Source organism: Paenibacillus sp. FSL R10-2778, from assembly GCF_038593035.1.
Classification (GTDB): domain Bacteria; phylum Bacillota; class Bacilli; order Paenibacillales; family Paenibacillaceae; genus Paenibacillus_AQ; species Paenibacillus_AQ odorifer.
On sequence record NZ_CP151956.1, the window covers coordinates 1,282,449 to 1,303,568 of the forward strand.

Below are 21,120 nucleotides of genomic sequence, written 5' to 3' on the forward strand. Positions count from 1 at the left end.
ATAAGCCTTTCCTCAAACGGTTTATGAAGGAAAGGAGTCGGACACTTTGGATAAAGTGATGTCTAACAAAAAAATAATCGCGTTATATGTATTTCCCGCCTTGCTTCTCATTCTGGCTATTGTATATATTCCGATTGTTCTAACGGGTTATTATGGACTGAATAAATGGAATGGCATAGGTGCTCTGACTTTTATTGGATTTGATAACTATAAAGCTTTGCTAACAGACCAAACCTTCTGGAATAGTGCTTGGCATTCTCTGCAGTTAGCGTTGTTTTCTACCCTAAGTCTCATTATTTATTTGGCAATTGCTATGGTATTAGCCGCCCGGATCAAGGGAGCTAACTTGTTTCGCAAAATATATCTGATTCCGATGCTGCTATCGTCCGTTGCGATTGCGCAGCTTTGGCTAAGAATTTATCATCCGACGAACGGAATTGTGAACAGCTTATTAGTATCCATTGGTTTTGCTAATCCTCCTGCATGGCTTGCAGAGCCTACATTAGTTTTGTTTGCTTTATTTATTCCCATTCTGTGGCAATATGCTGGTTTCTATATTCTGATCTATTACGCAGCACTCAAGAATATCCCGACCTCTCTGGAAGAGGCAGCAAAGATTGACGGAGCCTCTGCCTTACAAATCGCTTGGAAAATTAAGCTTCCACTCGCAATGGAAGTCATTAAAGTTACGATTGTTCTGGCCGTTGTAGGTTCTCTGAAGTATTTTGACTTAATCTTTGTTATGACGGATGGAGGTCCTAATGGCTCTAGTGAAGTGATGGCGTCTTATATGTATCATCAGGCTTTTCGGGCTTATGATTTTGGCTACGGGAGCGCAATTGGTTTCTTCCTGCTCGTCATCTGTCTCGTCATTACTTGGGTCATTCGCAAATTAACTGCTACGAAAGATTCGATCCAATACTCATAAGGAGGGGCGCTTCATGATGTCTGGAACTGCAGGAAGGCTAGAAATCGGGCCAAAGCCAGGCGGCGCTGGCACGGAGATCACACGTAAATTAGGCTACTCATTGCTATATATCGTGTTGATTGCCGTTGCTGCTCTGCAATTGTTTCCGCTTGTATGGCTGCTGTTTTTCTCATTAAAAAATAATCAGGAAGTGTTCAACCTTCCTGCTCTATCGTTGCCGATGAATCCTCATTGGGAGAATTACGCGAAGGTCTGGAATGTAGGGAACATCAACGTGTATTTCTTCAACAGCGTATGGATTACCATCGTGGCTACGGTGTTAACGGTTATCTTCGGGAGCTTGGTTACGTATGCAGTTACCAGGATGAAATGGAAGGGAAGCTCGTTCGTACTGGGATTGTTTATGGTAGCGATGATGATTCCTGTTCACTCCACGCTTATTCCGTTATTTAGTATATTCAATAAGATTGGCTTAACGGATCACCCCTTGTCACTTATTTTGTCTTATGTCGCTTTTAACATGCCGATAACGATTATGATTTTGCTGGGTTTCTATTACGCACTGCCACGCGAAGTGGAAGAGGCTGCAGTAATTGATGGTTGTTCCGTGAACAGAATGTTTTTTAGAATTATACTTCCTATGACAAGCTCGGTGATCGCGACTACAGCCATTATTAATATGATCTATAACTGGAACGAATTTATTTTTGTAAACACATTTATTAGTTCTGATTCTTACAAGACGCTGACCGTGGGGGTGCAAAACTTCATTGGTCAATATACGACGGATTGGGGTGCGATCGGGGCAACGCTTATGATCAGTATTTTGCCTATTCTGATTACATTCCTGTTCCTCAGTAACCGTATCGTTGAGGGAATTGCGGCGGGTTCGGTTAAAGGGTAAGTAGAAAGAAGACCTGAATTTCTCAGCTCGAAAAGCTGAAGAGAATTCCGGTCTTTTTTTTAATCCAATCTAGAATTTTGATTCAATCTTGAAAGCCTCGGGTTAATGGAGGCTATCAAAGATGAACATTCGAAAGGAGAGATTGCTGATGGAACCGGGCTATAAGGATAGAAGTGTTGAGGTGGAGCATAGGGAGGTACAACGGAAATCGGATTCCAGCGTTGTCGCATCTACCTTTATTAAATATGCTGCTTACATTATTATATTTTTTGGTTTTCTGTTCTTTTTGGTTAAATATGTATTTCCTAAGTTTTAATAAGGATTGATTCTTAAGGCGGAGTCTTATTGTTTCTCTGCGATGATCTTTTTTATTACTGCTATAGTTTCTGGTGCAGCATTCTCCAGCATAAACTCAATTGCAGCGAACTGCCGCATAACGTATCTGTGCTCAAGCTTTTCTAAAGGGTTGAAAAAGCCTTCTGGATAATCGATAATCTTCAGATCCCGCTCCGTGACCTGTCCTATGTATTCAAAGGCGTATTCGAATGTACCTTCCGAAATATATAAATCGTCGATTTCTTCAATTCGCTTGCGATCAATATGATCCACGACAGTTAGATAATTAGGTGCACTCCAGTAGGCCCCATTTAGACAAGCACCACTTTGGATGTAGTCTTGTCGGATCGCTTCGATGTTCTTGAAGGTGTAGAAATCCGATGCCCAGCGGGAGCGGTCAGGGAATGTGACTATGACATAGAGATTATAATTATCCTCTTCCTCAGTCTCACTTTCCGGAGACAGCTGTATATGTCTTGTTCTACTGATCATGATTATAAGTCCCCTTTCTTAACAAAAGCGGATACCGTCTTTTTAAAAGACGGTATCCGCTGCTTTAAATATGACCTAGATCTTAATCATCCGAGGCTATAACTTCATCTCATTACTCGATTCCGCAGAATTACGATAAAAGAACCAGCACTCATTCAGCAGCTTGATCTGACGGCGGTCTTTTTTGTAATAAGCTTTCATTAGCTGATGGCAGAGCCACTGTGGCAAGCGAATCCCTCCTCTAACAACTTACGTAAGTTAGAATATGGAGAAATAAGCCTAAAGGTGCGGATTACAGTAGGCTTTCTGCTTCCTCTTCGTACCACTGCTCCAATTGAGCCTGTAGTGCTCGTATCTCAGTAAGCAGGGAGATCAGTGGGTAGTTCTTCTGCTCTTGAACAGAGGCGAAGGCTTGTTCCAATCTATTGATATAATCCAGACCGGACTCCAGGGAGTAATCCTCACGTAACAGATCCAGCGAATCGCACTCGGCGATGGCTAAGGGCAGATCCGGAACATTATCGGCTGTCAGCTTGTCGATTTCTTTGTTCAGGCGTAAATTGAGCGCACTTAGTTGGTACGCATATTCCTCAGGCATTTCCACGAATTGTAATTCTTGATTTTGCTGCAAAATTACATACCGCATTTTCGGCATTGTTCATTCTCCCTCCGTACTTGTCTTCCTTCTTGACAGTTTAGCCTATGCACAAGTTACAATTCAAGTAGAGATCTTATTTCCCGTGGAAAGGACTTGTGATAGAACGCTATGGAAACTATGAGCAACGAAGAGCTACAGCTGTGGATTGAGCAGGTATCACGGGACAGCTTTGGCGTGCCGTTTAGGCATAAGGCGAGCTTTAACAGCCGGTTGTCCTCAACGGGTGGCCGATATTTTACCAAAAGCCATAATATAGAGATTAATCCCCATCAGCTTGCCATGTTTGGCAGAGAAGAGACGGAGCGGATTATAAAGCATGAGCTCTGCCATTATCATTTGCATTTGGCTAAGCGAGGGTATATGCATCGTGACGCTGATTTCAAAAGCCTGCTGGCGCAAGTCGGCGGAAGCCGCTACTGTCAGACACTGCCGGGTGCAAAAGCTCGGAAGCCGCTGCCCTATCGATATAAGCTTGTATGCAGTGCCTGTGCCATGGAGTATCCGCGTAAGCGAAAAGTAGACCCTAAGCGTTATCGCTGCGGTAAATGTTCGGGCAAGTTGAAGTTATTTATTTTATAACCAAACCTAATAATCCGACAAAAGAAACAGCTTGCTGAGGCGAAATGATGCATCCTTCTAAATCTTTGATATCCACGATCAAGCCACTGAACTCGCAGTCACTAAGGTCGATCCCATTAAGCTTTGATCCTGACAATGTGGCTTGATCCATATTACACTCGCTGAAGCTGATTTTTTGGAAATTTGACTGATAGTAGTCGGAACTCATTAATGAGCTGTTCTCAAAAGAAACCTGCTTCAGATTAGCGAATCGAAACGTAGCAAAATCCCCGATACAATCTACTACACGAACATTCTGGAATCTGCCTCTTGTAAAGTCTGTGCCAATGAGCTTGCAGTTTCTAAATTCAGTTCGATGAATAATGCCATTCGTAAAATCCACATTAGATAGATCACAGCGATCAAATATCACGTCCATAAGCTCGATCCCAGTTAGGGAGCACTCCGTAATCGTTACATTTTTAAAAATCACGCGATCAAAGCTGACCTTATTAGCCTCTTGATTATCAATAACCGTATCGCTGATGCTGCAACAGCTGAATTCGTCCTTGGTTTGCAGCGAATATATTTGCTCAGGAAGAAGAGAGTCTGGATCTGCTATTTTTGGCGAATCAATTTTGAAATTCATATGTACCTCCGTTTGTTTACTCCTTGCGGGTAGCTAAAACTAACTATCATCGCGTTAAACCGATTTGTCAATCTTCATGAAGGTTGTAGGGATTGGATATCCGTACAAATACACCTTTTTCTGGATAAAATCGCACATCGTTTTGTAAGCGTTCCCAAACTAATATGAAAAGGAAGTCCATATTAATTAGAGGGGGCACATGTATGAAACGAATCAGGTCCGCAATGGCGGGTCTGCTCGCGCTGCTGCTGATTTTTTCAAGCTTGCCTGTAATGGGAACCGGTAGTGGTTCCGTGGGAGCAGAAGGGGTTGGAGGAACAGGCGCTGAGCAAATTCCATCAGGTACGGTACTCATCAAGAATAAGTGGAAAAACAACTTTTTATATGAGACATCCGCAGGAATCGTGCGTTATGGCATGACCAATCCAGCCGATGCTTCAGCGCATTGGACGGTTGAGACGGTGAACGGGCTGTCACGAATCAAGAATGTGAAGACAGGCCATTACATTACAATGGCTGGTAACAACGGCAAAGAGGATTCACTTAAGGCGGCAGAACACCAAGGTTCTGGAAGTGTTGCGGATCAGTGGCTAATTGATACTTCCAATCGCAATGGATACATGATCATCCGAAGTGCGACTGTGCCAGAGGGGAAGTTGGTTATCCACGAGGAGAATCAGCTTGGTTATGCGCAAGTAAGCTCGGATATCAATGTTACGTTTGAGAGTCCGCAGTGGGCTTTTATAGATCTAAATGCAGCACCTGTACGGCTAGAGAGTCGTCTCCGCCCCGGTCAGGTAATGTATGAAAGTGAAGGGAATGTTCTTTACGGTAAACAGCCTGTCAGCAATGAAGCGGCCCAGTGGTATCTTGAATCAGGGACGGATGACGGAACAGTAATGATTCGCAACCGTGCGACAGGTCATTATATTAAGCAAAATGAAGTGACCTGGGCTGGGGTTTTTTCGCAGGAAGTCGATATGGATCACGTGAAGCTAAGTGAATGGGTCCAAGAGCATGCACCAGGCTCTGATGGGACGGGCTTCATTACCCTTCGTAACAGTGGTTTAACTGAAGAGGGGAGTCCATTATGGCTAAATCCACAATTCAGCGATGACAATAATGTGCGATCTAACAGCTGGCCGGGTTCAGCCTCTAATCCAAGCGCGCAGTGGAGAATCGTGCCTATTTCCGAATTACAGCCTGTACGTCTGGCAACTTATACGGATGCACAAGTGGCTACAGATTTCTTATATGAATCCGCAAACGGCGAGCTTAAGCATGGAATTATTACACCAGATGCCGCTAACACCTCTGACTATCTATGGTATATAGAAGATTATGACGGCAATAAGCGTATTCGTAATGCGGCAACCGATCATTATGTTTCTTATAGTGAAGGTACTGCCAAGGCCTTGCAGATTAGCGGAAGTCAGCCGTCGGATCAATGGATTTTTAATGATTCCGATGATTATGATGATTACCAGACGCTTCAGAATCTCGAAAGCACAGGCATTTATTTGTCTACATTGGGTGGAGAACATGCGGGTGCGATTGGGGATGCGACTTCTTTGAGCGCTCAGTGGCAGCTTTTAGATCCTAACACACCGACTGACGGCACCGTGCCCTATTACCGGATTCAGAATGGCTGGAAGTCATTTTATTGGTATGAGAGTGTTGATGGTCTTTTAAAATATGGAAATATGCAGAAGGACGGCTCCGATCAGTGGCTCGTGGAGAAATATAACGGCCGCAAGCTGTTCAAAAACAAGAAAACAGGCCATTACATGAACACGATGAATATGCCAAATGGCCACCTTCAGGTCACAGAGCTTCCAGACAGAAATCATGTGGAACGAGAATACATCTGGACAGGCAAAAATGTTGGGAACAACACCTACGTAATCAGTAGCGTTCTCGACAAGGAACCTAATAAAATCCCAGAGAAGTATATTTCACTTCAAAACCTCACTAAATATGCTGAGTACGGAGTGATCAATCCAGGTTGGGGCAGTCCGCAGTGGAGATTTGTTCCGGTCACCGAGAAAAAACAAGATTTGTTCCGTTTTCAGCTAGATGCTGTAAATGGAGAAGATCAATATCTTAAGGATGGTCCTTTGCTGACTTCTTCAGCCGCACTAGAGGAATTGCCTGAATCCAAGACGGTTACTGAAGCTGTCTATGCTGACCTGGAATCTGCACACTCTAACGAAAATCTTGCACCTCTAGCTGCTGAGAACGAGGATGTAACAGTAGGCCAGGCTACTTATGGTCCACTTGATTTGAATGACGATTCCTTTGTCTGGCAGCTGCAAGAAATAGCGGGCAGCAATGGATCGGTGAAGATAAAAAATAAAGGCACTGGACGTTATCTCTCCCTTGAGCATATAGGTGGGGCTGTAGATGAGATTGATCCTAAAGTTAGCGTTCAAACTTTGCAAACAGTGTACGATGTATGGGCCAGCATTAAGTGGAAGGTTGATATGCAACCATCCGGTGTGACTACCATTATGAGCTCATGGGCTGGTCACTATATCTATGGTGCGCCGGATGATAACGGCAACCCAATTCTCCGAATCAGTAAAGCTGCAGATACAGCGGAAAAAAGCAGTGCACATTTTACTGCTGAAGCGGTTGAAGCGATTGCTCCGCCACTGCCTGATTACTCTGTAAGATTCAAGAATGCAAGCAGCGGAGAGTATTTATACGAAAATGAGCATGGGGTTGTTCTGTACGGGCAGCCGTCAGCAGACAATGGATTTTCGCACTGGAATGTATCTGTGCAGGAGGGCAAACAGACGATCACCAACCGGGCAACAGGTCATTTTTTAACGCTGAATGGTGATTATTCATATTTGGAGAGCAGGAGTACAGATCCTGCTGTAGACGGAGCATCCGCCTGGGAAGTAAGCTTGGCTTCCGATTATACACATTACACCATTCGTAGTCTCTTTGGAGAATACGACGATGAATTAATAAACATTGCCAATAAGACAGGATATGCTGAACGTGCGCTTTTGCTAGAAAGTGAGGGTACGGCACTATGGACACTTGAGGCGGCTCCACAGGAGTTTACTACTCCATCTGGAGAACTGCGCAATAACAATACAACAACTCCAGTTCAAAATGATACCAACATCATAACCATTGTACCGAAAGGCATGGCTGGTAAAGTATTGGCCGAAAAAGAGGGGGCTGTCCTATATGCAGATGCTTCCGATATGGCGGCTCAATCCCAGTGGCTGGTCCAGGAGATAAACGGACGCAAACGGATTATGAATGTTCAGACACAACATTATCTTTCGCTCAATGAATCGGGCCAAGTGGTCTTGTTAGCTGCTGGAGATACAGAAAGATCCCAATGGAAGCTGGAAGAGAAGTTAGGTTATGCTCTTCTGCTAAGTGCGAACGGAACAGGTCTTCTTTCTCACAGCACATCGGCTGTTCAGCTTGGTTCTGCTGCAAATGGAACTGATAGTGAGCTCTGGAGCTTCTTACCTATCCCTGCTGATGCAATTTATGCAGGAGGAGAAGCATTCAAAGGGGAACGTGTTATACGGTTTGCAGTCAACGCCCAGCAGGCTGGGGAATACGATGCTGTTATTCGATACAAAAATACCGCTGCTGCCGCAACGGATCTGGCACTAGAGGTGAATGGATTAAACGAAGGGGGCAAGGTTAGTCTTGGCAAGTCTGCCTCTTGGAAGACTGTAGCGGTAAAATTGCAGCTTCGTGCAGGCATCAACACGGTTTCTCTAAGTAGTGACAATGTGGATTGGAGTAAAGTAACCCTTGATAGCCTGACCGTAAAAAACAGCGTTAACAAAACATACCGTGGAGCAACGGTTCCATATATCAGCTATGAAGCTGAGGATGCGGCAACAAACGGAACGCTGATTGGCTCGTCGCGGAAATATCTCAGCATGGCTTCTGAGGCTTCTGGACGACAAGCGGTGGCCTTGAAGAATACGGGAGATTATCTAGAGTTCAAGCTTGCAGAATCAGCTAACTCCATCGTTCTTCGATATTCTATTCCTGATAGTCCAGATGGGGCTGGTGCGGAAGAAACCTTGACTCTATATGTGGATGGAGTTAAGAAGCAGCTTAAGCTGACATCCAAATATGCTTGGGAATATGGCAGCTACCCATGGTCAAATGACCCTCGCCAAGGCAGTGGGCACCGCTTCTTTGACGAAATCCATGCTCTGATCGGCGATGCTCCTGCCGGAGCAACTATTCGCTTAGAGAAGGGAACAGGAGACAACGCAGCTTCTTACGTCATTGACCTGGTGGATATGGAGCAGGTTGCCCCTGAGTTGGCTCGCCCGGACGGATTTATTTCCGTAACGGATTTTGGAGCGGCAGCGAATGATGAGGGAGATGATACCGCAGCCTTCAAGGCAGCCCTTGCCGAAGCGAATGCGACAGGTAAAGGTGTGTGGTTCCCGGCGGGTACCTTTAATGTCGGTGAGGGGCTGCTGGATCTGGATACCGCTGAAATACGTGGTGCCGGCATGTGGTATACAGTTCTGAATGGAGCTAAGTTTTATGGTCACGGCGGTAAGGTTGGTGTTTACGATCTGATGATTGAAGGCGGCATTAACGAACGGGATGATGAAGCGATCACCAACGCTTTCCATGGTGCTTTTGGCCAAGGTTCGATTATACAGAACGTTTGGATAGAACATACCAAAGCAGGCTTGTGGTTAACTCAGCCGATGGGTGAAAAGGCGCGTACGAAGGGTCTGTACATGGCAGGTCTGCGGATCCGCAATCTTATGGCAGACGGGATTAACTTTGCCGTAGGGACTGGCAACAGCATGATGGAACAAAGTGACATCCGCTATCCAGGGGATGATGGAATCGCAATGTGGTCGTTTACAGACGGCAAGTTGACGGATGTGAATGGTACGGAACGTACACCGAGCTATAATAACACGGCACGTTTTAATACGGTATCCTTGCCTTGGTTAGCGGATAACATTGTAATCTTTGGGGGGAAAGATAACAAAGTCCAGGACAACGTGGTAAAAGACACTGTGACTAATGGAGCCGGGATTGCAGTGTCCACCCGTTTCACCGCCGAGCCATTCCAAGGAACAACGATTGTGGAGCGAAATACCTTGCTTAGAACTGGCAGCTACGATTCCGGTTACGGCGTGAATCTGGGTGCGTTATGGCTTTATGCTGGTGAGAGTGATCTGAAAGGAAAAGTACTCATTCGCAACAATACGGCACTGGACAGCACTTATTCGGGGCTGATTGCTCAAGGTGATCTAGAGGGAGATACTCTCACTTCCATTGATGGAGTTGTGCTGACGAATAATGTATTGGATGGCGCAGGTACAAGCGGTATAGAAGTTACGAAAAATCTGAAGGGGAGTCTGCTGGTCGACAACATGATTATTCGTGGCGAACGGATGAACCTACTGACCAATGCCTCTCCTGATTTAAGCATTAAAGAACAAAATCAAGGAATAGCCTCAGCCATTAAACCGTTCTCTATCAAACTAGCAGATGGACAGAGCGGGCCTGTGGTATTAGAGCAGGGTAAGTCAGCTACGCTTAAGGTACTAGATAAACAAGGCAGAGATCTTACCGCACAAGCTACTCTAAATATTATGAGCAATGAGATTGCTACATTTACCAACGACAGTCTTAATGGAATTAAAGCGGGTATCACAGACTTCACGGTAACTGTGGGCAGCGATAAGAGGGGATATACAATTGAGGTGCTATCACTTGGCGGGACAGATCCTGTAGACCCGATCGATCCTGTGGATCCAACAAGTACTCCTAGTCCAACGAATACTCCAGAACCAACAAGTACTCCTGGTCCAACAGACCCTACAGGGTCAGTGAACCCTGTTCAACCCGGCACACCGACGGCTACACCAGCACCTACGCCAGCAGCTAATCATGATGCGCAGCTAAAAGCTAAGGCGACTGCAGGGCAGGCTGTTATCGAGATTTCAGCTAACGGTGACGGCACAGCCCGGTTTAGTGCAGATGCTTTACGTAAGGCGGCGGCACTTAGCCCCAAAGCTGTGCTTGTTATTGAAAGTGGGGGGATGAGCTACCGCTTCCCGTTAGAGCTTGTGGAGAGTGTGCTCAAAGCCGCACAAATGCCGACAGGCACACTGGAGTTCAATGTAAATTTGCTAAGCGGAAAAGGATTGGAACAACTGCTTGCCAAAGCTAAGCAGCAAGGCTTTACTGTGCAAGGAACACCGGCTAATTTCACTCTAAAGGTAACGGATGGAAAAACCTCTGTAGCAGCAAGCGGGTTCGGTACCACTTATGTAGATCGTACATTTATGCTTAAGGAGGCGCTGGATGCGAAGACAGGTGTAGTCCTTATTTACGATGAACAGACGGGTTCCTTCCGTTATGTACCGGCATTGTATGAGCTCGTTAATGGGATGACCAAGGTTACGGTTAAGAGCAGTATTGCGAGCGGTGTATTTGTCGCTGCGCTGCACCCTGTGACTTTTGGAGATATTTCCACACATTGGGCGAGAAATGAGATTGAGAGACTTGCCAGCCGACTGATCTTGACCGGACAATCCACAGATACCTTTGCACCTCAGAAATCTGTCAGTCGTGCCGAGTTCGCAGCTATGCTGATTCGATCGTTAGGTCTTGTAGCTGCGAACACGACGAAGACCTTCAGTGATGTGTCCGATTTATCTTGGTATGCAGCGGACGCCAGAGCTGCTGCAGCCTTAGGACTGGTTCAAGGCTATGAGGATGGAACCTTCCGTCCGAACGCCCCTATTACACGGGAGCAAATGGCTGTTATGGCAGCCAGAGCAATGAAGCTGCTGAACCTAGAAGCTGAAGGATCTGGAACAAACGATGCTACAGATGTTTTCACAGACGCTTCAACTATTTCCTCATGGGCTAAAGAAGCAGTGTCTGACCTGGCTGCAAAAGGTATTATGAAAGGTCAACCATCAGGAAGCTTTGCACCTAGCAGTGATACTAGCCGTGCAGAAGCCGCCATAATTCTTGTCCGGTTGCTTAGAGCAGCTGAATTATTGAATTAGCTACCGCAGTAGAAGCTACAATATGGCATAAGTAAAAAGACAGCAGAGCAGCGATCCTCCGGTTATTGGAGGATCGCTGCTCTGCGTTTTTGACGATGGCTGGTCTGCTATAAAAGCTTATGAGCAAGCGAAAGCTCATTGGCTTTGAGTAACCCAATCACTTGCATAAACACCAACACCAACATCGACACCTGCACCAACACCAACATCGCCGAGCTATCATTGGCTGAGGCTTGCGGACCCCAATGACGCTATTGGCAAGTTTTTAGCCTTTTGGGCAGGGTTTCGGACTCAAGTGACGCTATTCGTTCGAAAGAGGCTCATATTTGGTGTTTTTCGTGCCAATAGAGGCAATGGGGTCCGATAGTATGCCAAATATGCGATTATGCTGAGTATAAGTTCAACTGGGTCCGATAGTAGCTTCATATCCGATTCCGATACAGACTTATTTCAGTTTTCCCATCGATAGATTGACTCTGTAATTTCCGAACTTCAGCAGTTCGTCGAGAAAACTATTCAACTCCTCTTGGCTTCCGGTACGAACACGTATCCAGTAGCAGCCTTCTCCGCTGACCCTATGTATTTCTTTTACACTATCATGCTGCTTTGCGAATGTCTGAAAGGCTGGGTGAACCGTATTCGAACCCAAAAAAACAGTAATAAAGGCATGAATAGTCTCCCCAACCTTATCCGGATTCCAGCGTACCGTGTAGCCTTCAATCACTCCGGTGTCCTGCATTTTGCGAATACGTGCGCCCACAGCCTGACCGGTCATATGCACTTGCTGCCCAATATCTTTGTGACTGATCGTGGAATCTTCAATTAGAAGCTGCAGGATGCGAAAATCCACATCATCTATAAAATAAGAACTCATTATTATCTAAAATCCTTTCTGCGTGAAAGTAGAACAGGCCAATCTTTTTCCAATCTCAATGTATTCTGTTTCAAGGTCCAACTATAATTAATTGTAGCAGAAGATATCTGAAAGAAAGAAGGGCTTCCGATGAAAATACAGCATATCCGCAACGCGACCCTATGGCTAGAGTATGGTGGCAGTACATTTTTAATTGATCCTATGTTGAGTGAACAGGGTGCTAATCCGCCTATTTTTAATACTGACAATGATCGCCGCAATCCGCTCGTTCCTTTGCCGGGAGCCGTAGAACAATGGCTGAGTCCTAATGCAATTCTTGTCACACATCTTCATCAGGATCATTGGGATGCTGCTGCCATTTCTTTGTTGCCGCATGATCTACCACTATTATGTCAGGAAGGAGATGGAGATAAATTAGCGAAGCAGGGGTTTGAGCATACCACGGAAATTAGCGGTTCTCTGACGTTTAATGGAATAACTATAACACGTACTGATGGACGGCATGGCACTGGAGTGACTGGTAAACTTATGGGTAAGGTATCCGGGTTTGTGTTTCAGGCGGAAGGCGAACCTGTTCTATATGTGGCTGGGGATACGATTTGGTGTGATAAGGTGAAAATGGCATTGGATGCTTTTAAACCTGAGGTGACCGTTGTGAATGCTGGTGGTGCGCAGTTTTTAAGCGGATGCCATATTACAATGAATGAGCAGGATGTCGTAGACCTATGTGAATATGCTCCTTCTACTAAAGTGATTGCTGTGCACATGGACGCCATTAACCATTGTTTGGTTACCCGAGATAAGCTAAAAGCTCATTTAGAGAAGGAATCGTTGGGGGATCGGGTACAGCTTCCGCAGGATGGAGAATGGTGTAATCTATAGACGGAGAGGGATGGAAATCTCTTTAAAAAATCTAGCAAGCGGCCGAATAATAGCATAAATTTGAAAACGATCACAAAAATTATTTTGCCCGCTTGACTAGACCTTGAAATCATGATAAATTAATTCATGTTCACTTGTAATGTTCCCTGATAGCTCAGTTGGTAGAGCACTCGACTGTTAATCGAGTTGTCACAGGTTCGAGTCCTGTTCGGGGAGCCATTTTCATGGAGAGATACCCAAGTGGCTATAAGGGGACCCTCTGCTAAGGGGTTAGACTGCGTAAGCGGTGCGTGGGTTCGAATCCCACTCTCTCCGTTCTGAATTACATAAGAAGAGCTTCCATTCTGGGAGCTCTTTTTTGTTGTGTGAATTTATTTTTCGGTTGCTATATGCGATTCTGAGAAACGGTGAATTCAATATTTTGGAAGGGGAATGGTGTGGAGGGATCGAATGTTTAATTGATAAGTGTGAAGAGTTTAAAGGAGGGAGCATGAAAACAATAAATCAAATACAAACAAAACCGTCAAGCCGATATGATAGTTTTGATCCGGATCAAGAGGGAAATAAAAATACTATTTTTGCCGACGTAATAATTGATGGTAGATCTCTTTACCAAATGTTAAAAAAATATGATAGGGTTCCTTCGCTCGGGTGGGGTAGTGAAGAGCATCAAAGGAAAATGATTAATTATTTTTTGTTAAACGAAATGCATGAATATTTGTACTACAGGTACCCAATATTAGTCTGTCCCTGGTGTGGCGATGAAGAATGTGGCTTTATATCAGTATTTATTGAGAGAGAAGAGGATCTTATTATATGGAGAGATTTCAAATTAGAATCCGGTAATAAGACTATTGATATAGGCCCTTTTTGCTTTAAATGGGATGAATACGAAAAAGTTATTAAAGAGACATTTGGAACTGCGGGGTTTCAATAAAGTAAACCTGAAAACCCATGGAAGAGATGTGCTCAAATAATTTATATGGGAAAGATCTATGAGTGAATCCAATAACTACATGATCAGAGGAGTGGAATCAACATGGAACTGTTTAAGCAGATCCCCTTGTACAGATTTTTGGCATTATGCAATGAAAGTGGTATGGAAAAAAACATATTAGACTGCGGGGCGGGAGGGGATTCACCTCCACTAAGTTTGTTTGCAAACTATGGATACAGTACATACGGTATTGAGATGAATGACGAACAAATTAAAAGAGCTAGTCAGTTCGCAACTGAAAGAGGACAGAATCTAAATATACAACAAGGCGACATGAGACAGTTGGCACTAAGTGATGAGTCGATGAGTTTTGTGTATTCATATAACTCTATTTTTCATATGAGAAAACAAGATGTGAAAAAAGCGATAAATGAAATGAAACGCGTTCTAAAACCTAATGGATTATTATTTGTAAATTTTTTAACCCTAAAGGATTTTAGAGTCGGCGATGGAGTTGATTTGGGGGATAATCAGTTTGAACAAATAGAAGACGATGAATTCGTAATACACTCTTATTATGATTATCATGAGGCGGATTCTATGTTTGATGATTTGCAGTTAATATACAAAGAAGATCGAGTACTGGAAAGAAAGTTTGAAGGCGAATGGATACGACAAGGATTTATCGATTACATATATAGAAAATAGCTGGATGCTGAAGAACATATTAGTAGCTTCGAAAAAGCTAGATAGCTGCGAACAATACGTTCACGCCGTGGACCACGAGGTGTTGGTTCGATAAAGGTAAAGGTTTGAAGAAGAGTTAGCTAGGTGGACAACCCCGCGAGTCTAGTGCTAGCGACTGTTTCCTAGGTAATAAGTCGGAAATAAATAAGGTTATTTTTATATGTTTCGATGAAGCGAACTATGAACTATATAAGAATGAATTAAAGAGATTTTGTTAGAATTTTGATGTTTACCAGAAAAGGAGATGTGCCAATGAATAACAGATCAGATTTGCTAAATCAGTTTAAGGAATGGAATGGATTTGTTCTAGAAATTATTGATTTAGATTGGAAAACACCCATCGCTGAAGGAAAATGGACCACTCATGATGTTGTTAGTCATATTTTGTTATGGGATAAATACTTCTATGAATCGACGATCGAACCGATAGCATACGATAAAGCGATAACACTTCAACTTATTGATTTCGATCAATTCAATAATGATGCTGTTACATATGGTAAAACAAAAACCAAAGACGAATTAATAGAATTGACTGTGAAGTATCGTAACTTAATATTAGATTGTATAAGTAGTCTTGAGGAGGGAAAATACTCAGGCAAATATGTGGACGGAAGGTTTTCCTTTGAGTCCTATTTAAAGGATTTTATATCGCATGACCTACATCATATGATGCAGATTAAAGAATTAAACAAGAAAATGATGAGTAATTGACTCGTGACGGAAGTGCAAAGAATGGAGCTGACCACCCTAATTAGCTTTCTCTCACTCGAATTATTGTGTGGGACAGAGCTTTTTTTGCGCAAAAATAGAGAAACAACTTGACCGGTAACTCATAATAAACTCGAAAAACACATATCCAAAGAGACAAATGTTATATTATTTATCATTAAATGCAATCTGTAGGTAAAATCAAAGACTCCCCCTCTGAAAATCAAACTTTAAAAATCTCCATAATTCTCCTGTTTTCTACTCTTTACCCACTTTTTATTTCTATACATCTCAAAGCATTAACTCAAAGTGTTATGTAATATAACATTAAATATTGAATATTATAGTAAAAACCACAAATTTTACTGACGCATGTATAGTACTGTGTTAATATAAGTGACATAAAACGATGAAAATGAATGTAAGCTAAAGAAAGGTGTTTTTAAAAATAAATATGGGGATTGGGGGACGGCGATGGAGTATTTCATTCAACAGTTAATTAACGGGATTTCTGTAGGGAGCATCTATGCTCTGATCGCACTAGGGTACACCATGGTTTACGGGATTATTAAATTGATCAATTTCGCCCATGGGGATGTGTTTATGGTTGGGTCGTTTATTGGATTGTTCAGTGCCAGGTACTTGGCTTCAGCAGGGCTTCCTCCGATACTGGTCTTACTTATCTCATTGGTGATTTCTATGACAATCAGTGCGTTGCTGGGGATGTCAATCGAACGGCTAGCATACAAACCTCTACGAAAAGCTTCGCGAATCGCTGTGTTGATTACTGCAATTGGCGTTTCTTTTTTGCTGGAATACAGCGGTGTGTTTGTGCTTGGTCCTCAGGCTAAAGGATTTCCGGAGATTCTTAATAAGCAGCAATACAACTTGTTTGGTTCCTCGATTCAGGTGGACTCCAATCAAATCATGATCTTGGGCACGACGGTTATTTTGATGATCATCCTTCAGTATATTGTGCACCGAACAAAGATTGGTAAAGCGATGCGGGCCGTTTCTTTTGATATGGAAGCAGCACGGTTGATGGGGATTAATGTAGATCGGACCATTTCAGCCACCTTCGCTATAGGATCTGCACTTGCGGCAGCGGCAGGCGTTATTTTCGGAATGACTTACAATTCAGTGGATCCGATGATGGGGGTACTTCCGGGGCTTAAAGCTTTTGTGGCTGCGGTTCTAGGTGGCATTGGCAGTATTCCTGGTGCTCTGGTAGGGGGACTTCTGCTGGGCACAGTCGAGACAGAGGTTTCTTCTCTGGGATATTCTTCTTGGCGTGATGGTGTGGCATTTGCTGTACTCATCCTAATCCTTATCTTTAAACCATCCGGGCTATTTGGTAAAAATGTCCGCGAGAAAGTGTAGGGAGATGCCTATGAAGAAGATAAACAAGTCATTTTGGATAGGCATTGTATTTTCTGTCATGCTATATATCGTCATTCAAGTTCTTCTAACAACGGGAATATTTGATGATGTCATGGAGTCTACGCTAATTCTAATTTGTATAAATGTCATGCTGGCGGTGTCTTTGAATCTGATTAATGGGATAACGGGGCAATTCTCAATCGGGCATGCTGGATTCATGTCTATTGGTGCTTATGTTTCTTCCATTTTAACTTTGAACTTTGAGATGCCATTCGTGCTGGCGCTAGTGATCTCTGGACTGGTTGCTGCATTTTTCGGTGTACTTATCGGGATTCCGACCTTGCGGCTGAATGGAGACTATCTGGCGATTGCTACGCTGGGATTTGGTGAGATTATCCGGATTGTCCTGCTCAATACAGAATATGTGGGCGGAGCTTCAGGCCTAAGCGGCATTCCTAATCAAACGACTTGGACGATTATGTTTCTGTTCACATTGGTCACGATTGTTGTGATCAATAACTTTATACGTTCCACTCACGGCCGGGCTTGTATAGCGATTCGGGAGAATGAAATTGCTGCTGAAGCGATGGGGATTAATACAACCTTGTACAAAGTCATTGCTTTTTCACTTGGAGCATTATTTGCGGGAATAGCGGGTGGTCTCTCTGCTCATAAGTTCTACGTCATCAATCCTGGCAGCTTTAATTTTCTGAAATCATTCGAAATTCTAGTCATGGTAGTGTTAGGTGGGCTAGGAAGTACAAGCGGGGCCATCGTGGGTGCGATTGTACTGACGGTGCTCTTCACGGTGCTTCAGGAATATCCGGAGCTGCGGATGATTATTTACTCGGCGATTCTAATTCTGATGATGATTTTTCGGCCTAAAGGGCTGCTTGGCAGCACGGGTTTTTCTTTCTTGAAATGGTCTAAAAAGGAGGTCAAGCCAAGTGACAGCATCAACAGTGGAAGTGCTTCTTGATGTTCAACACGCAAGTCGTGCATTTGGCGGGCTTAAGGCGCTTAACGAGGTATCTCTCCATATTAATAAAGGCGAGTTGATTGGGCTCATCGGACCTAATGGCGCGGGAAAAACAACCCTTTTTAACTTGCTGACAGGTGTATACCCGCCTTCCAGTGGCGATATTATCCTCAGCCATCAGGCAGTAGGCGGGATGAAGCCTTATCGGATTAACCGAAAAGGGGCAGCGCGGACATTTCAGAATATCCGTCTATTTACTTCTATGACGGTGCTGGATAACGTTAAGATCGCATTTCACCAGCATGCCAGACATTCGATGTTCACTTCCATGCTCCGTCTGCCTAAGCATTTTGTAGAAGAAAACGAAATTACGCAAAAGGCTATGGATATTCTCAAAATATTTAATCTTGCCGATCAATGTGATGAATGTGCCGGGAATCTTAGCTATGGAAATCAAAGGCGTTTGGAAATTGCGCGCGCGCTTGCAGCAGGACCTAAGCTTTTGCTATTGGATGAACCAGCCGCAGGGATGAACCCGAATGAAACTCGGGAACTAATGAATCTTATTGCCTGGATCCGTGAAGAGTTTGAGCTGACGATCCTGCTTATCGAGCACGATATGTCCCTGGTTATGGGGGTGTGTGACCGGATTTATGTGCTGGATCGCGGAATGTTGATTGCTGAAGGTACGCCCGTTGAAATACGGAATCATCCCAAAGTCATAGAAGCGTATTTGGGACAGGAGGCGTAGTGGACCATGCTTAGCGTACAGGGGATCAATGTATATTATGGGGCTATTCATGCCTTGAAGGATTTAAGTATGAATGTAAAAGAAGGCGAGATTGTAACTCTAATCGGCGCAAATGGAGCAGGCAAGTCCACGTTGCTTAAGACGCTTTCGGGACTGCTGAAACCCAAAACAGGCAGTATAGATTTCATGGATAAATCTATTACGAATCAGAGTGTTCAGTCCATCGTAAAACAGGGGCTTATTCATTGTCCGGAAGGCAGGCGTGTATTTGCTAATATGTCTGTGGAAGAAAATCTGGAGCTAGGAGCTTTTTTACAAGATTCGGGCAGCTTAGCTGCTGATTTTGCCAAGGTTTACTCCACCTTCCCGCGTCTTTTAGAAAGAAAAAAACAGCTTGCCGGCACATTATCCGGCGGGGAGCAGCAGATGCTTGCTATGGGGCGCGCGATGATGGGGCATCCCAAGCTTTTATTATTAGATGAACCCTCGATGGGGCTTGCTCCATTGCTCGTTCAGGATATTTTTCGGATCATCCAGGAAGTAAATGCCTCTGGAACAACAGTACTTCTTGTAGAACAAAATGCCCATCAGGCGCTAAAAATTGCTCATCGGGCTTACGTTCTTGAGACGGGCAGAGTGGTGCTTGAGGGAGATGCCAAGGAATTGGCAGATTCGGAAGAGATCAGAATGGCTTATCTGGGACATTAATTCATCGGCTAGTTCACAACAGCATCACAGAAAGAACCTATAAAATATTTATTTTGGGAGGCTGGAAGAGGATGAAGAAAATCGGGGCCATATTGCTGACTGCATTGCTGGCTGGTGGATTGCTGGCAGGCTGTGGGAACAAGACAGACAACACTACCGCTGAAGGTGGGAATGCTGGTGGAGGGACCATCAAGATTGGAGCAGACCTTGAGCTTACAGGCGGCCAGGCTTCCTTCGGTGATTCTGCACTCAAAGGGGCAAAGCTGGCGGTAAAAGAAATTAATGACGCAGGTGGAATACTCGGCAAAAAACTTGAACTGATTGAAGCGGATAATGCCTCCAAGTCGGAAGAGGCGACACGCGCAGCGCAAAAGCTGATTACTACCAATAAAGTTGTAGCTATTATAGGTGCAACTACATCTACGAATACACTCGGGATTGTTCCCGTTGCTCAAGAAAAAGGCATCCCGCTGGTTAGCTCCTCAGCCACCAATCCCAAAGTAACAGTTGATGAACGTACTGGAGATTTGAACGAATGGGTATTCCGGGCCTCATTTATTGATCCTTTCCAAGGCGAAGTAATGGCTAACTTTGCTAAGGATACACTTAAAGCGAAGACGGCTGTTATTTATACGGATGCTTCAAGCGATTATTCCAAAGGGCTGCAGACCTTCTTTAAAGCAACGTTTACTAAGAACGGTGGCTCAATCTTAAGCGAAGAATCCTATCAACAAAAAGATTCTGATTTTAAAGCCGTATTAACACGTATTAAAGAAGCTAATCCCGATGTTATTTATCTTCCAGGCTATTATGAGGAGGTCGGCAAAATCGTAAAGCAAGCTCGCGAAATGGGGATCACCGTTCCGTTTATGGGCGGGGATGGCTGGGATTCACCTCAGCTGGCTGAGATTGCCGGAGCGGATGCCCTAAACAATACGTTTATGTCCAATCACTATTCACCTGAAGATAGCTCGCCAGAAGTAAAATCGTTCGTAGATGCCTTCAAGGCTGCTAACGGTGATCTTGTTCCAGATGGGATGGCTGCGCTTGGATATGATGCTGTGAAACTAGTGGCAGACGCGATTACACGTGCGGATTCCACAGAACCTGAGAAGCTGAAGGATGCACTGGCGGGGACAAAGGATTTACAACTGGCCACGGGTAAAATCACAATGAATGAAACGCATGACCCGGTAAAAGCAGCTGTGGTGCTAAAGTTTGTAGATGGGGTACAAACCTTTGAGGCAAAAGTAAACCCATAAGCGTTGTGATTAGAGGCGCGTACCTTTATTGGTGCGCGTTTCTTTTAGTTTAAACTTTTTTTAAAAAAAGGCTTGTCAAAATTCTTATGGTTTGATATACTCATTTTTGTTGTGACAAGAAAATAACTTGTAAAGCATGGCCCGTTGGTCAAGGGGTTAAGACACCTCCCTTTCACGGAGGTAACATGGGTTCGAATCCCATACGGGTCATATTATGCGGTAGTGGTGGAATGGCAGACACGCTATCTTGAGGGGGTAGTGGGTGTATACCCGTGGAGGTTCGAGTCCTCTCTACCGCATACAAATAAAAAGTAA

The 21,120-nt window shown here is 44.1% G+C and carries 19 protein-coding genes and 4 tRNA genes; 18 read left to right on the forward strand and 5 right to left on the reverse strand.

Translation table 11 applies throughout. The annotated features are described in order from the left end of the window. Window positions 1-46 precede the first annotated feature (46 nt). The 3 genes from NST40_RS05570 to NST40_RS05580 all read left to right on the forward strand — a co-directional run bounded on the left by NST40_RS05570 (window position 47) and on the right by NST40_RS05580 (window position 2,148). Window positions 47-928 carry a sugar ABC transporter permease gene (locus tag NST40_RS05570; RefSeq protein WP_036686803.1) on the forward strand — a complete coding sequence of 294 codons (882 nt, stop codon included), beginning with the start codon at window positions 47-49 and terminating at the stop codon, window positions 926-928. A 13-nt stretch (window positions 929-941) separates the two neighbouring features. Beyond that, on the forward strand, window positions 942-1,832 hold the full coding sequence (locus NST40_RS05575) for a carbohydrate ABC transporter permease (RefSeq protein WP_076280203.1): 891 nt from the start codon (window positions 942-944) through the stop codon (window positions 1,830-1,832). A 121-nt stretch (window positions 1,833-1,953) separates the two neighbouring features. After that, on the forward strand, window positions 1,954-2,148 hold the full coding sequence (locus NST40_RS05580; RefSeq protein WP_036686806.1) for a hypothetical protein: 195 nt from the start codon (window positions 1,954-1,956) through the stop codon (window positions 2,146-2,148). Window positions 2,149-2,174: 26 nt separating this feature from the next. Here the strand turns inward: NST40_RS05580 and NST40_RS05585 are convergent, their stop codons facing one another. From NST40_RS05585 to NST40_RS05595, 3 genes are all read right to left on the reverse strand, one after another. Next, the gene (locus NST40_RS05585; RefSeq protein WP_076129519.1) at window positions 2,175-2,660 is read right to left on the reverse strand and encodes a hypothetical protein; all 486 of its coding nucleotides are present in this window, start codon (window positions 2,658-2,660) and stop codon (window positions 2,175-2,177) included. A gap of 96 nt (window positions 2,661-2,756) precedes the next feature. Continuing rightward, window positions 2,757-2,888, reverse strand: a complete 132-nt coding sequence (gene cmpA / locus NST40_RS05590) for a cortex morphogenetic protein CmpA (protein ID WP_094903512.1) — start codon at window positions 2,886-2,888, stop codon at window positions 2,757-2,759. A 64-nt stretch (window positions 2,889-2,952) separates the two neighbouring features. After that, a complete protein-coding gene (locus NST40_RS05595) occupies window positions 2,953-3,315 on the reverse strand; it encodes a hypothetical protein (protein WP_036686808.1) in 363 nt (120 codons plus the stop codon). Between the two features lie 120 nt (window positions 3,316-3,435). On the opposite strand from NST40_RS05595, the gene NST40_RS05600 reads away from it, so the two are divergent. Beyond that, entirely contained in the window at window positions 3,436-3,897 is a 462-nt protein-coding gene (locus tag NST40_RS05600; RefSeq protein ID WP_081383508.1) for a SprT family protein, read from the forward strand. Here NST40_RS05600 and NST40_RS05605 read toward each other — a convergent pair. Next, the gene (locus NST40_RS05605; RefSeq protein WP_076129517.1) at window positions 3,887-4,525 is read right to left on the reverse strand and encodes a pentapeptide repeat-containing protein; all 639 of its coding nucleotides are present in this window, start codon (window positions 4,523-4,525) and stop codon (window positions 3,887-3,889) included. The genes NST40_RS05600 and NST40_RS05605 overlap by 11 nt on opposite strands. 203 nt (window positions 4,526-4,728) lie before the next feature. On the opposite strand from NST40_RS05605, the gene NST40_RS05610 reads away from it, so the two are divergent. After that, the gene (locus NST40_RS05610) at window positions 4,729-11,574 is read left to right on the forward strand and encodes an S-layer homology domain-containing protein (RefSeq protein WP_342410490.1); all 6,846 of its coding nucleotides are present in this window, start codon (window positions 4,729-4,731) and stop codon (window positions 11,572-11,574) included. Window positions 11,575-12,019: 445 nt separating this feature from the next. Here NST40_RS05610 and NST40_RS05615 read toward each other — a convergent pair whose 3' ends face one another. After that, on the reverse strand, window positions 12,020-12,448 hold the full coding sequence (locus NST40_RS05615) for an Lrp/AsnC family transcriptional regulator (RefSeq protein ID WP_076277914.1): 429 nt from the start codon (window positions 12,446-12,448) through the stop codon (window positions 12,020-12,022). Window positions 12,449-12,577: 129 nt separating this feature from the next. Between NST40_RS05615 and NST40_RS05620 the strand changes: the two genes are divergently transcribed. The 13 genes from NST40_RS05620 (at window position 12,578) to NST40_RS05680 (ending at window position 21,104) form a co-directional block, all read left to right on the forward strand. Then, window positions 12,578-13,330, forward strand: a complete 753-nt coding sequence (locus tag NST40_RS05620; protein WP_076277915.1) for an MBL fold metallo-hydrolase — start codon at window positions 12,578-12,580, stop codon at window positions 13,328-13,330. A gap of 143 nt (window positions 13,331-13,473) precedes the next feature. Then, a tRNA-Asn gene (locus NST40_RS05625) sits at window positions 13,474-13,549 on the forward strand. A gap of 7 nt (window positions 13,550-13,556) precedes the next feature. Further along, window positions 13,557-13,645 (forward strand) — tRNA-Ser (locus tag NST40_RS05630). A gap of 175 nt (window positions 13,646-13,820) precedes the next feature. Then, window positions 13,821-14,267, forward strand: coding sequence for an oxidoreductase (locus tag NST40_RS05635; RefSeq protein WP_076278195.1), 447 nt, complete (start codon window positions 13,821-13,823; stop codon window positions 14,265-14,267). A gap of 102 nt (window positions 14,268-14,369) precedes the next feature. After that, on the forward strand, window positions 14,370-14,975 hold the full coding sequence (locus tag NST40_RS05640; protein ID WP_076278193.1) for a class I SAM-dependent methyltransferase: 606 nt from the start codon (window positions 14,370-14,372) through the stop codon (window positions 14,973-14,975). A 291-nt stretch (window positions 14,976-15,266) separates the two neighbouring features. After that, window positions 15,267-15,728: a DinB family protein gene (locus NST40_RS05645; RefSeq protein ID WP_076220224.1), complete on the forward strand. Its 462-nt coding sequence runs from the start codon at window positions 15,267-15,269 to the stop codon at window positions 15,726-15,728. A gap of 471 nt (window positions 15,729-16,199) precedes the next feature. Next, entirely contained in the window at window positions 16,200-17,105 is a 906-nt protein-coding gene (locus NST40_RS05650; RefSeq protein ID WP_038569087.1) for a branched-chain amino acid ABC transporter permease, read from the forward strand. Window positions 17,106-17,115: 10 nt separating this feature from the next. Further along, window positions 17,116-18,084 (forward strand): branched-chain amino acid ABC transporter permease, encoded by a 969-nt coding sequence (locus tag NST40_RS05655; protein WP_076128228.1) that lies wholly within the window; start codon window positions 17,116-17,118, stop codon window positions 18,082-18,084. Continuing rightward, window positions 18,053-18,835: an ABC transporter ATP-binding protein gene (locus NST40_RS05660; RefSeq protein ID WP_076309316.1), complete on the forward strand. Its 783-nt coding sequence runs from the start codon at window positions 18,053-18,055 to the stop codon at window positions 18,833-18,835. The genes NST40_RS05655 and NST40_RS05660 overlap by 32 nt, the downstream gene beginning before the upstream one ends. A gap of 6 nt (window positions 18,836-18,841) precedes the next feature. Beyond that, a complete protein-coding gene (locus NST40_RS05665) occupies window positions 18,842-19,543 on the forward strand; it encodes an ABC transporter ATP-binding protein (protein WP_076106949.1) in 702 nt (233 codons plus the stop codon). A gap of 71 nt (window positions 19,544-19,614) precedes the next feature. Next, window positions 19,615-20,805: an ABC transporter substrate-binding protein gene (locus NST40_RS05670; RefSeq protein WP_076099058.1), complete on the forward strand. Its 1,191-nt coding sequence runs from the start codon at window positions 19,615-19,617 to the stop codon at window positions 20,803-20,805. Window positions 20,806-20,943: 138 nt separating this feature from the next. Then, window positions 20,944-21,015, forward strand: a tRNA-Glu gene (locus tag NST40_RS05675). A 6-nt stretch (window positions 21,016-21,021) separates the two neighbouring features. Continuing rightward, a tRNA-Leu gene (locus NST40_RS05680) sits at window positions 21,022-21,104 on the forward strand. The last annotated feature ends 16 nt before the right edge of the window (window positions 21,105-21,120 follow it).

Coding starts and splice junctions, on each gene's coding strand:
- NST40_RS05575 (WP_076280203.1), top strand. CDS start 942: ATGATGTCTGGAACTGCAGGAAGGCTAGAAATCGGGCCAAAGCCAGGC.
- NST40_RS05580 (WP_036686806.1), top strand. CDS start 1,954: ATGAACATTCGAAAGGAGAGATTGCTGATGGAACCGGGCTATAAGGAT.
- NST40_RS05585 (WP_076129519.1), bottom strand. CDS start 2,660: ATGATCAGTAGAACAAGACATATACAGCTGTCTCCGGAAAGTGAGACT.
- NST40_RS05595 (WP_036686808.1), bottom strand. CDS start 3,315: ATGCCGAAAATGCGGTATGTAATTTTGCAGCAAAATCAAGAATTACAA.
- NST40_RS05600 (WP_081383508.1), top strand. CDS start 3,436: ATGAGCAACGAAGAGCTACAGCTGTGGATTGAGCAGGTATCACGGGAC.
- NST40_RS05605 (WP_076129517.1), bottom strand. CDS start 4,525: ATGAATTTCAAAATTGATTCGCCAAAAATAGCAGATCCAGACTCTCTT.
- NST40_RS05610 (WP_342410490.1), top strand. CDS start 4,729: ATGAAACGAATCAGGTCCGCAATGGCGGGTCTGCTCGCGCTGCTGCTG.
- NST40_RS05615 (WP_076277914.1), bottom strand. CDS start 12,448: ATGAGTTCTTATTTTATAGATGATGTGGATTTTCGCATCCTGCAGCTT.
- NST40_RS05620 (WP_076277915.1), top strand. CDS start 12,578: ATGAAAATACAGCATATCCGCAACGCGACCCTATGGCTAGAGTATGGT.
- NST40_RS05635 (WP_076278195.1), top strand. CDS start 13,821: ATGAAAACAATAAATCAAATACAAACAAAACCGTCAAGCCGATATGAT.
- NST40_RS05640 (WP_076278193.1), top strand. CDS start 14,370: ATGGAACTGTTTAAGCAGATCCCCTTGTACAGATTTTTGGCATTATGC.
- NST40_RS05645 (WP_076220224.1), top strand. CDS start 15,267: ATGAATAACAGATCAGATTTGCTAAATCAGTTTAAGGAATGGAATGGA.
- NST40_RS05650 (WP_038569087.1), top strand. CDS start 16,200: ATGGAGTATTTCATTCAACAGTTAATTAACGGGATTTCTGTAGGGAGC.
- NST40_RS05655 (WP_076128228.1), top strand. CDS start 17,116: ATGAAGAAGATAAACAAGTCATTTTGGATAGGCATTGTATTTTCTGTC.
- NST40_RS05665 (WP_076106949.1), top strand. CDS start 18,842: ATGCTTAGCGTACAGGGGATCAATGTATATTATGGGGCTATTCATGCC.
- NST40_RS05670 (WP_076099058.1), top strand. CDS start 19,615: ATGAAGAAAATCGGGGCCATATTGCTGACTGCATTGCTGGCTGGTGGA.